General features: G+C 69.5%; 10 protein-coding genes. 9 read left to right on the forward strand and 1 reads right to left on the reverse strand.

All coding sequences use genetic code 11. From position 1 onward, the window contains the following. The first annotated feature begins 17 nt into the window (after positions 1-17). Positions 18-773: a ribonuclease HII gene (locus tag AHOG_RS08345; RefSeq protein WP_093940833.1), complete on the forward strand. Its 756-nt coding sequence runs from the start codon at positions 18-20 to the stop codon at positions 771-773. Positions 774-812: 39 nt separating this feature from the next. Then, positions 813-1,139 (forward strand): DUF2469 domain-containing protein, encoded by a 327-nt coding sequence (locus AHOG_RS08350; RefSeq protein WP_075743575.1) that lies wholly within the window; start codon positions 813-815, stop codon positions 1,137-1,139. Positions 1,140-1,462: 323 nt separating this feature from the next. Here the strand turns inward: AHOG_RS08350 and AHOG_RS08355 are convergent, their stop codons facing one another. Then, the gene (locus AHOG_RS08355) at positions 1,463-2,695 is read right to left on the reverse strand and encodes an ROK family transcriptional regulator (RefSeq protein WP_093940834.1); all 1,233 of its coding nucleotides are present in this window, start codon (positions 2,693-2,695) and stop codon (positions 1,463-1,465) included. Between the two features lie 182 nt (positions 2,696-2,877). Here AHOG_RS08355 and AHOG_RS08360 point away from each other — a divergent pair, with 182 nt between their 5' ends. The 7 genes from AHOG_RS08360 (at position 2,878) to AHOG_RS08390 (ending at position 12,351) form a co-directional block, all read left to right on the forward strand. After that, positions 2,878-4,536 carry an ABC transporter substrate-binding protein gene (locus AHOG_RS08360; RefSeq protein WP_093940835.1) on the forward strand — a complete coding sequence of 553 codons (1,659 nt, stop codon included), beginning with the start codon at positions 2,878-2,880 and terminating at the stop codon, positions 4,534-4,536. Between the two features lie 37 nt (positions 4,537-4,573). Continuing rightward, positions 4,574-5,563 (forward strand): ABC transporter permease, encoded by a 990-nt coding sequence (locus tag AHOG_RS08365; protein WP_093940836.1) that lies wholly within the window; start codon positions 4,574-4,576, stop codon positions 5,561-5,563. Further along, on the forward strand, positions 5,563-6,519 hold the full coding sequence (locus AHOG_RS08370; protein WP_093940837.1) for an ABC transporter permease: 957 nt from the start codon (positions 5,563-5,565) through the stop codon (positions 6,517-6,519). The genes AHOG_RS08365 and AHOG_RS08370 overlap by 1 nt, the downstream gene beginning before the upstream one ends. After that, a complete protein-coding gene (locus AHOG_RS08375; protein WP_245856638.1) occupies positions 6,516-7,706 on the forward strand; it encodes an ABC transporter ATP-binding protein in 1,191 nt (396 codons plus the stop codon). Before AHOG_RS08370 ends, AHOG_RS08375 begins: the two co-directional genes overlap by 4 nt. After that, on the forward strand, positions 7,703-8,707 hold the full coding sequence (locus tag AHOG_RS08380) for an ABC transporter ATP-binding protein (protein WP_093940838.1): 1,005 nt from the start codon (positions 7,703-7,705) through the stop codon (positions 8,705-8,707). The genes AHOG_RS08375 and AHOG_RS08380 overlap by 4 nt, the downstream gene beginning before the upstream one ends. Positions 8,708-8,789: 82 nt before the next feature. Further along, positions 8,790-11,243, forward strand: coding sequence for a glycoside hydrolase family 2 protein (locus tag AHOG_RS08385; RefSeq protein ID WP_093940839.1), 2,454 nt, complete (start codon positions 8,790-8,792; stop codon positions 11,241-11,243). A 130-nt stretch (positions 11,244-11,373) separates the two neighbouring features. Next, complete coding sequence (locus tag AHOG_RS08390) at positions 11,374-12,351, forward strand: ROK family protein (protein ID WP_093944280.1); 978 nt, start codon at positions 11,374-11,376, stop codon at positions 12,349-12,351. Positions 12,352-12,482 lie beyond the last annotated feature (131 nt).

Raw genomic sequence — 12,482 nt, forward strand, 5'->3', positions numbered from 1 at the left:
AAGAGACGCGGCGGGCCATGTCCGATCTGTTTCGCCCACCGCGCGTCGTGGTTCGTCGCGACGCCGGGAACTGGGCCCTGCAGTCGGCCCTGGACCGCCGAGGTCTCGGCCCCGTGGCCGGGGTGGACGAGGCAGGCCGGGGCTCCTGCGCGGGGCCGCTGGTCGTGGCCTCGTGCGTCCTGCGACCGCGCGACTCCGCGCGACTGACCGGGCTCACCGACTCGAAACTGATGACCCCGGCCGCCCGTGACGAGATGTTCGACCTGGTCACGGCCCGTGCACTCGACTACGCCGTGATCGTGATCCCCGCCGAGGAGGTCGACGACCTCGGGGTGCATGTCGCCAACATCGAGGGGATGCGTCGGGCGGTCGCCCGCCTCAGCCTGCAACCCGGCTACGTCCTGACCGACGGGTTTCGTGTCCCCGGCCTCACCGCGCCCGGTCTGCCGGTGGTCAAGGGCGATCAGGTGGCGGCGTGCGTCGCGGGCGCCTCGGTGCTCGCGAAGGTGACCAGAGATCGCATCATGACCGATTTAGACGCGGAGTACGCCCAGTACGGGTTCGCCGTGCACAAGGGCTACAGCACGCCGGACCATTCCGCGGCGTTGGCCAGGCACGGGCCGTCCGTCGTGCACAGATGGTCTTATGCCAACGTCGTCGCCGCCGGCCGTCTGCACGGCATGGTGTCGCCCAGGAGGCGGTTGGGCGGATGGGATTCGGGGTCGTCTCTCGTGGTGAGAGATGATGTGATGGACAATGAAGCGCCCGTATGAGGGTGTGCACAGTCCGGCGACAGGGAGGGCTCGAACTCGATGAGTTCGGAGGATCTCGAGAAGTACGAGACCGAGATGGAGCTGCAGCTCTACCGCGAGTATCGCGACATCGTCGGGCAGTTCTCCTACGTGGTGGAGACGGAGCGTCGGTTCTACCTGGCCAACGCGGTTGACGTCCAGGTTCGCAACTCCGAGGGCGAGGTCTACTTCGAGGTGCGGATGTCCGACGCCTGGGTGTGGGACATGTATCGGCCTGCCCGATTCGTGAAGAACGTCCGGGTGATCACGTTCAAGGACGTCAACGTGGAGGAGCTGGACAAACCGGAGCTTCGGCTGCCGGAGAGCGGGCCGTTCAACGAGACGTGAGGCGTCAGCGCAGGTGGGTGGGCCTGCGTGGACGCGGATGCGGCGCCTCGGCCCGTGCGCCGCGTCGAGACTCGGCGCCGGTGCCACGCCTGCCGCGGTCGGTCGTGGGGGTCGGGCGACGGCGGCAGCGCGGTGGAGTCGACCGAGGAGGTGCGGGGGCGGCGAGTGTCGTCGGGCTCGCTGGACCACCGCCGGCGACGACATCCGTTGGAACCGCGGACCGGCCGGCATGACACCCGGGCATGACCACCGGGCCCCGGATGACCTCGGGCTCGGTCCGAGAGTCGAGACATCCCGCGAGCCGGCACGCCCCAGAACGTGCCTCAGACCTCGGCGGCCAGGCGACTGCCGAGCATCTGGGGGGCGAACTCGCTGTGGAGCACCAGCGCGGCCGCGCCGATCGCGCTGACATGCTCTCCGATCGGCGACATGACGGCTGACAGCGGCCTTCCGCGCCTGGCGAACGCGCGAGTGGTCAGGATGTCCTCGATGGCGGCCGTGTAGAGATGGCCGACGCCGGCGAAGGCAGGCCCGCAGAGCACGATCAACTCGACGTCCAGCAGGTTCACCATGGTCAGCACACCTGCCGCCAGGTGCCGGGCGGAGCCCTCGATCAGTCGGACGGCCCCGGGCTCGCCGGCTGCGGCAGCCGTTCGGATGGCGGCGAAGTCGGTGTGGACGTCGGCCGCGTCACCGGACAGCGCGGAGCCGAGGACCTTCGGGCGTGCCGCCAGCGCCGCCGCGACGACGGCGGGCGGGGCACTGTACAGCTCGACGCAGCCCCGGTTGCCGCAGAAGCACCAGTCGCCGTTCACGTTCAGCGAGATGTGTCCGAGTTCGCCGACGTTGGATGTCGCGCCCCGGTAGACGCGCCCGTCGAGGAAGACGCCCGCACCGATGCCGGTCTCCATGTAGATGCTCGCGAAGTCGCGTGCCGTCGTGGCACAGCCGATCCAGTGCTCCCCGACTGCGGCGGCGGTCGCGTCATTGTCGATCATGACGGGCAGGTTCAGCGCCGCCGCCAGCTCGCCGCGAAGGGCCACGTCGTGCCAGTGGGTCATGTTCGGCGGGTCGAGGATCACCCCCCGCTCGTGGTCGATCGGCCCGGGCGCGGCGACGCCGACGCCGACGACCGCGGCCTTGTCGATGCGGGCGGAGTCGAGAATTCCGCTCGCGTGACCGGCGATGTTCGCGATGATCTCTCCAGGATCGGTGCTCGCCTCGCGGTGTCGTGCCCTGACCACGACGCGGCCCGCGAGGTCGATGACGACGAGGGTGGTGCCCTGGAGGTCGATCCGGACTCCGAGGGCGTAGCGGGCGGTCGGGTTGAGGGTCAGCAGGGTGCGTCGCTTGCCGCCGGTCGAGCGGCCCTGCCCCGCTTCGACCACGAGCCCGTCGTCGATGAGCCTGCGCACGATGTTCGACACCGTCGGGGCGGTCAGGCCGGTCAGAGTCGTCAGTTCCACGCGGCTGATCGGCCCGTTCGAGCGGATGCTCTCCAGCACCACCCCGCGGTTGTAGGTGCCGATCAGCGGCAGGTTGGCGCCTCCCCGCATGGTCACTCCTCACATCATGGCGTCACCGGCCAGCGAAAGTATCGCACCCTTGACTAACTTGCTGAAAATGACTAAGAAAGTGCTAGAGGTGTAACGCAGGACACATTCACGCTCCTTCTGTCGGCCGTGCGGCCTCACCCGAGCAGGTGGAGCGAGCTTGCCCCGACAGGAGGAACACCCCGATGACGGTCCTGACCAGACGACGGAGAAGCCTGGCCGCGCTCGCGGGCGCCTTAGCCCTGGCGTTGGTCGCAGGCTGCGCCGGAGCACCCGAGCCCGGCAGCCCGGCGAGGTCGATCACCGCCTATACCGGAGCCACGGGTCAGCTCACGGCCAACTTCAACCCTTACATCCTGTCGTCGAACCAGCCGGGTCGGGGGATCATCTACGAGACGTTGATGTTCCTCAATCGGGCCAGGGCGGACGAGCCGCTCCCCAGACTGGCTGAGGAATACGACTGGAACGACGACGGCACCGCGATCACCTTCCGGCTGCGCGAAGGCGTCCAGTGGACAGACGGCGAGCCCTTCACCAGTGCGGACGTCGTCTTCACCTTCGAGCTGATGCAGGAACACGAGGCGCTGAACACGTCGTCACTTCCTATCGAGTCCGTCGAGGCGGCCGGGGATGCCGAGGTGACGATCACCTTCTCCCGGCCCGCTTACACCGACCTGTGGACGATCGCAAGCGATACCTTCATCGTGCCCGAGCACATCTGGTCCGACGTCGAGGATCCGGTGACCTTCGGCAACGCCGAACCGGTCGGCACCGGCGCCTTCGCACTCGAGTCCTTCTCCGCCCAGAGCTACGAGCTGACCGCCAACGAGGAATACTGGGACGAGGGCAAACCGCACCTGGACTCGATCCGCTTCGTCTCGCACAGCGGTAACCAGTCCGCGCTCTCCGCCTTGACCGCAGGACAGATCGACTGGGCGAGCATCTTCATCCCGGACATCGAGAACACCTACGGCTCCCGGGCGGAGGGCAATCATTACGAGGTCACCCCGGTCTACATCTCGACGTTGGGCGCGAACCTCGACGAGGGACCGACCAGCGATCTCGCCGTTCGGCAGGCCATCTACCGGGGCATCGACCGTGACCAGGTCAACGAGTTGAACTACGACGGCCTGAGCACGCCCGCCACACCCGGCATGCTGATGCTGCCGCGCGAGGAGCGATTCCTCGCCGAGGAGCTGGAGGGCGTGGTCCCCACCCACGAGCCGGACGAGGCACGGCGGATCCTCCAGGACGCCGGCTACACCGAGGGGGCCGACGGAGTCTTCGTCAGCCCCGACGGCGAGCCGCTGAGCATCGAGGTGAAGGTCGTCACGGGATACACCGACCAGATCGCCGCGCTGGACGTCATGCGTCAGCAGCTCGCCGAGGTGGGTATCGACCTCCAGCCGAGAGAGGTCTCCTTCGCGTCGTTCGTCGCCGATCGGGATAACGGTGACTTCGAGCTGGTCATCGACAACCTGTACGGGGGCGTCACCCCGTTCACCCTGTACGAGGACTTCTACTCCAGCGCCGCCGCGCCGCCCATCGGTCAGCCCGCGGCCAAGAACTTCGCGCGGTTCCGCAGCGATGTCGTCGACGAGGCGCTGGAGGAGGTCGCGGCCACCGAGGACGAGGAGGCTCACGCCGAGGCCTACGCACGCATCCAATCGGAGATCGCCGAACAGCTGCCGTACATCCCGATCCTCCAGTCGATGGCGCTCACCCAGTTCGCGGGTGCGAAGGTCACCGGCTTCCCCACGGCGGATGATCCCTATGCGCTGCCGATGACGCACTCCTCGCCCGATCTGGGCATCGTGGCCGCGAATCTGCGCCCGGCGGGGTGAGCGTGGGTGCCGGGCAGGAGCCTCGGGAGACCCGGGCATGAACTATCTCCGTCGCAAGCTGCTCTTCTACCTGATCGCGGTGTGGGCGGCGATCACGATCAACTTCCTGATCCCGCGACTGATGCCGGGCTCACCCGTCGACGCGCTGCTGGGCAGGCTCCAGCAGGCGGGCGGCGCGGTGTCGGCGGAGGCGCGGGCCTCGCTGGAGGTCATGCTCGGTCACGGCGGTCAGGGTGGCCTCTGGGAGCAGTACGTCGGCTACCTGGGCAATCTGCTGCGCGGTGACTTCGGCATCTCCTCCACCTATTTTCCGACCGAGGTATCGACGATCCTCGGTGCGGCGCTGCCGTGGACGCTGGTCCTGGTCGGCCTGTGCACCTGCCTGTCCTTCGCCCTGGGCGTCACGCTGGGGATGGTGGTCGGGTGGCGGCGTGGCAGCAGGCTCGACCACCTGGTCCCGATCGCCACGTTCCTCGCTGCCGTGCCCTACTTCTGGCTGGCCCTCGTGCTGGTCTTCCTGTTCGGATCGACATTGCGACTGCTGCCGCTGACCGGCGGATACGAGTACGGCACGACGGTCGGCTTCAACTGGGCCTTCATCGGCTCCGCGCTGTACCACGCGCTGCTCCCGGCCATCACGATCGTCCTCAGCTCCGTCGGCGGCTGGCTGCTGGGGATGCGCAACATGATGGTGTCCACGATGGGTGAGGACTACGTCCTCACGGCGGAGGCGAAGGGTCTCCGCCCGCGCCGGATCATGATCACCTACGCGGCTCGCAACGCGGTGATCCCCAGCATCGCGGGTTTCGCGATCTCTCTCGGTTTCGTGGTGAGCGGTTCGATCGTCACCGAGGTGGTCTTCTCCTATCCCGGGATCGGCTTCACGCTGCTCCAGGCGGTGCAGAACAACGACTATCCCTTGATGCAGGCCGTCTTCCTGGTCATCACGCTCACCGTGCTGGGGGCGAACCTGCTGGTCGATCTCCTGTACGCGGTGATCGACCCTCGGACGAGGCAGGCGGGGTGATGGCAGGGGTGGAGAAGCGGCGAACAGCCTCGTCGGTCGACACGGCAGCCGTGCCGGTACCGCGCGGACCGGGGCGTGCGCGACGGCCCCGCGGCGGCGGGCTGCTGCGGGACGTCAAGCTGCGGACGGGGCTGGGCATCGTCGGATGTTTCGCGCTCATCGGCCTCGTCGGTCCCTTCCTCGTCACCGACGTCGGCGCGATCGGCAACGCCGTGCTCCGGCCGCCGTCGGCCGAACACTGGCTGGGAACGACCCAGACGGGTCAGGACGTCTTCGGTCAGCTCGTGACCGCCACGCGGGGTTCGTTGATCGTCGGACTGGTGGTCGGCCTGCTCGCGACTGTCCTCTCGGTGCTCGTCGGCGTCGTCGGCGGATATCTCGGCGGGAGGGTGGACGAGGGGCTCTCGCTGGTCAGCAACGTCGTACTGGTCATTCCGAGCCTGCCGCTGGTCATCCTGATCACCAACTATCTCGACGGCGCGGGCATCCTGACGATCGCACTGATCATCTCCATCACCAGTTGGGCGGCCTCGGCACGGGTGCTGCGCGCCCAGACGCTCTCGGTGCGAACCCGTGACTACGTGGCGGCTGCTCGGGCCATGGGGGAGCGGACCTGGCGAGTCGTGTTCGTCGAGATCCTGCCCAATCTGCTGCCGGTGATCGCGTCCCAGTTCGTCTTCGCGATCATCTTCGCCATCTTGACCGAGGCGGGCCTGTCCTTTCTCGGACTCGGCGGCATCGACTACCTGACCTGGGGGACGATGCTCTACTTCGCGCAGAACGCCCAGGCCCTCACGGTGGGCGCCTGGTGGTGGTTCGTTCCGCCGGGCCTGTCGATCGCGCTGGTCGGCGTGGGACTCTCCTTGATCAATTTCAGTTTCGACGAGCTGATCAACCCGAGACTGCGGGCTCCCGGCGTGCCCCGACGGCCCCGGACGAGGAGGAGGCAGGCGTGATCACCGACGATCCCGAATCGAGCCGTTCGACGCCACCGCCGATGCGAGGGCCCGCCGAGGCCGAGCGGGCACGGGCGGAGTCGGCGGAGCTTGACGGCGCGGACCCGGTGCTGCCGGAGGCGGAGCGCGGCACTCCGGTGCTCACCGTCCGGGGGTTGAGCGTGCACTACGAGACCGATCAACGGGTCCGTGCGGTCGAGGACGTCGATCTCACCCTGCATCGGGGCGAGGTCCTCGGGCTGGCGGGCGAGAGCGGATGCGGAAAGTCGACCCTGGCCTATGCGCTGAACCGGCTGCTGCGCCCGCCCGCCCGCGTCGTGTCGGGGTCGGTGACGTTCCATGAGCGGGACGGCGACATCGACCTCCTCGGCCTCTCCGGCGAGGAGCTGCGTCTATTCCGTTGGAAGAAGATCGCCATGGTCTTCCAGGGCGCGATGAACGCGCTCAACCCGGTGTTGACCGTGCGCGATCAGCTTCTCGACGTCCTGGCGGCCCACGAGCCGGACATGGCCGTCCCGGCCCGGACTGCGCGGTGCGCCGAGCTGCTGGACCTCGTCGGAGTGGATCCGGCGAGGCTCGGCAGTTATCCGCACGAGTTGTCCGGCGGCATGCGGCAACGGGTGATGATCGCGATGGCACTGGCCCTGCGGCCGGACGTGATGGTCATGGACGAGCCGACGACCGCCCTGGACGTCGTGGTCCAGCGAGACATCCTGCGCGAACTGAGCAGACTGCGGGAGCACTTCGGCTTCGCGGTCGTCTTCATCACCCATGATCTGTCGCTGCTGCTGGAGATCAGTGACCGCATCGCGATCATGTACGCGGGGCGGATCGTCGAGCAGGCCTCGGCGCGGCGGCTGCTCACCGCTCCGAGACACCCGTACACGGTGGGACTGCTCAACTCCTTTCCGAGCCTGACGGGGCCGCGCCGCGAGATGCGCGGCGTGCCGGGGCAGCCGCCGGACCTGGCCGTGTCGATCCCGGGGTGTGCCTTCGCGCCCCGCTGCCCCTACCGACGAGCGCCCTGTGACGAGCACCGCCCGGAGCTGAGTCGGCACGGCCAGACGTCCACCGGCCTGACCGCCTGCCATGCCTATGCCGAGGCGGACTACGGCGCTCCCGTCCCGGCCGCGTTGTCGCGCGGTGAGTTCCGGCCGGTCGAGACGGCGGAGGAGATCGAGACATGAGTGTTCTTCAGGTCAAGGGCCTGGTGAAGGACTTCGCGCTGCGAACCGGCGGCCGCCGGAGGCTGCTGCGGGCGGTGGACGAGTTGTCCTTCGAGCTGACGGCAGGCACGACCGTGGCACTGGTCGGAGAGAGCGGCAGCGGGAAGTCCACCGTGGCCAGGATGCTGGCCCAGCTCGTCCGTCCCAGCGCAGGCACGATCAGTCTCGACGGGGAACCGATCCGGACCCGAGGGCGAGGCCTGCGTCGTTACCGGGAGGACGTGCAGATGGTCTTCCAAGACCCCTTCGGCTCGCTGAATCCGTTCCACACCGTCGACCACCACCTGCGCAGGCCGCTTCGCGTGCACCGCCGTGCCGAGAATCGGGCGGACGAGGACCGCCAGATCGAACGTCTTCTCGAGCGCGTCAACCTCACCCCGGCCGCCGTGGTCGCGGCGAAACGGCCACACGAGCTGTCGGGCGGGCAGCGGCAGCGCGTCGCCATCGCACGCGCCCTGGCGCCCGCACCCCGCGTCCTGCTGGCCGACGAGCCGGTGTCCATGCTCGACGTGTCGATCAGGCTGGAGATCCTGAATCTCATCGACCGGCTGAAACAGGAGGACGCGCTGGCCGTCCTCTACATCACCCATGATCTCGCGACCGCTCGCCACTTCTCGCGGCGGATCATGGTGATGTACCGGGGTGAACTGGTGGAGAGCGGGGACGCGGACGACGTGATCCTGCGCCCACGTCATCCCTACACCCGTCTGCTGGCCGCCGCCGCGCCCGATCCGAATCGGCGGCTCGGGGTCGACGGTGCCACGGTCGCACCGCCCACCGTCCCGCGACCGGGACCCGTCGAGCCGCAGGTCGCCGCCGTGGCCGATCAGGCCTCCGGCTGTCGGTTTCGAGCACGCTGTCCCGCCGCGATGGCCGCCTGCGCGGCGCGGCCCCCGCTGCTTCCCGTCGCCGACGGACACGACGTCCGGTGCTGGCTCTACCGCGACGGGACGGACTCCTGAACCCGCCGCCGCGGACTCCGTACCAGCGGGTCCCGTGCAGGCGAACGAACACCACGAACGATGAAGCGATGAGGGAGAGTCGATGCGGACACCGTTGCACGAGGGTTGGACGCTGCGAGCCGTCGGCGGCGCCGTCCCGGACGCGATCGCCGAGACGGTGGTGCCCGCGACCGTGCCCGGCTGCGTGCACACCGATCTGCTGGCCGCAGGCCTGATTCCGGACCCCTACCTCGACGACAACGAGTCGGCGCTGGCCTGGATCGGGCGCACCGACTGGTGCTACGAGACGACCTTCGCCTGGGAACCCGCCGAGGCCCACGACGCCGTCGAACTCGTGTGCGCAGGCCTGGACACAGTGGCCACGGTGGTGCTGAACGACGTGGTGATCGGCGAGACGCGCAACATGCACCGCACCCATCGGCTCGACGTGGGCGACGTCCTCCGCGCGGGCGAGAACCGATTGTCGGTGACCTTCGCCTCCGCGGTGGAACACGTGGAACGCCTCCGCGAGGAGAACGGGGCGCTGCCGCACACCAATCACCATCCCTACAACCTCATCCGCAAGACGGCCTGCAACTTCGGCTGGGACTGGGGCCCCGACCTGGTGACCGCGGGGATCTGGCGTCCCATCACGTTGGAGACGGTGCGCGGTGCGCGTCTCGCCGAGGTACGGCCGCTCGTCGAGGTCGGTGAGGAGCACGGCCGGGTGACCGCCCACGTCGAACTGGCGCGGGCAGGCGATCGGGACGAACCGCTGGTGCTCTCCGTTGAGGTGGCGGGCCACCGGGTGGAGACGACCGTCGACGAGGACGAGGACACCGCGGTGGTGAGCGTCCTGGTCGACGACCCGGAACTGTGGTGGCCGCACGGGTACGGCGCTCAACCGCTCTACCCGGTCGCGGTGCGGCTGCGCTCTGTCGAGTCCGGGCTCGAACTCGATGCCTGGGACGGCGAGATCGGCTTCCGCACCGTCACCCTGGACACCGGCGCCGACGCCGACGGCACTCGTTTCACCTTCATCGTCAACGGCAGGACCGTCTTCGTACGGGGAGCGAACTGGATTCCCGACGACGCCTTCCCCCACCGCGTCGACGCGGCGCGGTACGCGAGGAGGATCGACCAGGCCAAGGCCGCGGGCGTCAACCTCCTCCGCGTGTGGGGCGGCGGCATCTTCGAGAGCGAGGACTTCTACCGCCACTGCGACCGCGAGGGCATCCTCACCTGGCAGGACTTCCTCTTCGCCTGCGCGGCGTATCCGGAGGAGGAGCCCCTGCGGGGCGAGGTCGTCGCCGAGGCGCGGGAGGCCGTGGCGCGGCTGTGCCCGCACCCGAGCCTGGTGCTGTGGAACGGCAACAACGAGAACAACTGGGGCTGGCACGACTGGGGCTGGCAGGAGCAGCTCGCCGACCGGACGTGGGGGCTGGGCTACTACACGGAACTGCTGCCCGAGATCGTCGCCGAGCTGGACCCGACCCGGCCGTACACGGCGAGCAGCCCGTGGTCGAACTCGGTCGAGATCCACCCCAACGAACCCGCGCACGGCAGCATGCACGTGTGGGACGTGTGGAACTCGCGTGACTACACGGCCTACCGTGAGTATCGGCCCAGGTTCGTCGCCGAGTTCGGTTATCAGGGGCCGCCCACGACGCGGACCCTGTCCCGGGCGGTCCACGACGATCCGCTCACTCCGACCAGTCCGGGAATGCTCGTGCACCAGAAGGCCGCCGACGGCGACGGCAAGCTGCGGCGCGGGCTCGCCGCCCACTTCGGAGTGCCCGAGGACTTCGACTCGTGGTTCTGGGCCGCCCAGCTCAATCAGGCCAGGGCGGTGGCGCTGGGCATCGAGCACTTCCGCTCGCTGAGCCCGTTGTGCGCGGGCACCGTGGTCTGGCAGCTGAACGACTGCTGGCCGGTGACCTCCTGGGCGGCGATCGACGGCGACGGCAGACGCAAGCCGCTCTGGTACGCGTTGCGCGATGCCTACGCCGACCGCCTCCTCACCGTGGAGCCCAGGGACGGCGGGCTGGCCGTGGTCGCGGTGAACGACAGTGACGCGGCGTGGTCCGCCCGACTCGCCGTCCGGCGGCTGGCCGTCGACGGGACCGTCCTGCGAGAGCTCGACGTTCCGTTCACGGCGGCGCCACGCACGACGGTGACGCTGCCGTTGGCGCCCGGAGACGTCGCGCCGGAGCGGCCCGAGCGGGAACTGCTCGTCGTCGACGCCGACAGCGGCCAGCGCACCACGTGGTTCCACCGGGCGGACAAGGACCTGGCCCTCCCCCCGGCGAATCTGCGGACCGAGGTCGAGCGCGTCGAACAGGGCTATCGCGTCCGCGTGCATGCCGACTCCCTGGTTCGAGACGTGTCCCTCCTCGCCGACCGGGTCGCCCCGGATGCCGAGGTCGATGACATGCTGGTCACGCTGCTACCCGGCGAGACGGCGACGTTCGTGGTGCGGACCGCCGCCGAGGTCGCGCCCGATCGCCTCGTGGCGTCGGACGTGCTGCGCACGGCGAACGAACTCGTGGCCCGATGATCGACGGAACCACCGTGTCGAGGCGTCTCCGGCCTGGCCGCGTGGTGTCGAGACCTCTCGGACGGCGACTCCGGGTGACTCGTCGGCGCCCTGCTCCAGGGCGCCGGACATCAAGGACGGAGTGCGGATCATGAGCAAGGCACGGCCGGCGGCGGACGTCGTCCTCGGCCTCGACGTCGGCGGTACGAAGCTGGCGGCCGGTGTGGTCTCCCGCGGCGGCGAGGTCAGCGCGTTCACCACGGTGCCCACCGAGGCGGCCGACGGGCCGGCGAAGGTGATCGACCGGCTCTGCGCCCTGGCAGGCGACGTACTGGCCGCCGCGGGTCTCGAGCCGGGCGACCTGGCCGGGGCGGGGATCGGCTGCTGCGGCCCGTTGGACGCCCGCACCGGCATCGTCCACGATCCGCCGAACCTGCCGGGCTGGGGTGACGTCCCGCTCGCCGAGCTGGTGGCCGCGGATCTCGGAACGCGGACCTGGGTGGAGAACGACGCGACGGCGGCCACCGTGGGCGAGTGGCGGCACGGCGCAGGCCAGGGCGTCCGCGACATGGTCTACCTGACGATCTCCACCGGAGTCGGCGGCGGCGTGATCAGCGACGGGCGGGTGCTGCGGGGTGGCAGTGGAAACGGCGGCGAACTCGGCCATACCCTGCTGGTCGCGGACGGTCGACTGTGCGGCTGCGGCGCCAGAGGCTGTCTGGAGGCCTACGTCTCCGGCACCGCCATCGCCGCCAGGGCGCGAGAGCGCATCGAGGACGGCGCCTCGTCCACACTCGCCGCGTTGACCGACATCGGGGCGGCCGACGTCGCGCGGGCCGCGCGCTCAGGCGACCCGCTGGCCTCGGCGGTATGGCGCGAGACGACGGATCTGCTCGGCGGGGCACTGGCGGGATACGTCAACCTGTTCGAACCGAGGCTCGTGGTGCTCGGTGGCGGTGTCTCCCGCAGCGGCGAGCAGCTGCTGACCCCGGTGCGGGACCGGGCGCGTGCCCTGGCCATGCGCCCGGCGGCCTGCGGCGTCGACGTCAGGCCCGCGCGACTCGGCGAGAAGGCGGGCGTGGTCGGTGCGGCCGCCGTGGCCTTCGACCGGGCGGCGGAGGCAGTGTGACCGAATGGCGGTGCGGGCGAGTGACGGGGCGGGGGTGACGGGCGTTCGAGGAAGGACGACTTTCGGCACTCGACGGTGTCGTCGAGGCGCCTTCGCCGAGGACTCGCCTGCCGATCCCGTCACGGCACTGC

Source organism: Actinoalloteichus hoggarensis, from assembly GCF_002234535.1.
In the GTDB taxonomy this organism is placed as follows: domain Bacteria; phylum Actinomycetota; class Actinomycetes; order Mycobacteriales; family Pseudonocardiaceae; genus Actinoalloteichus_A; species Actinoalloteichus_A hoggarensis.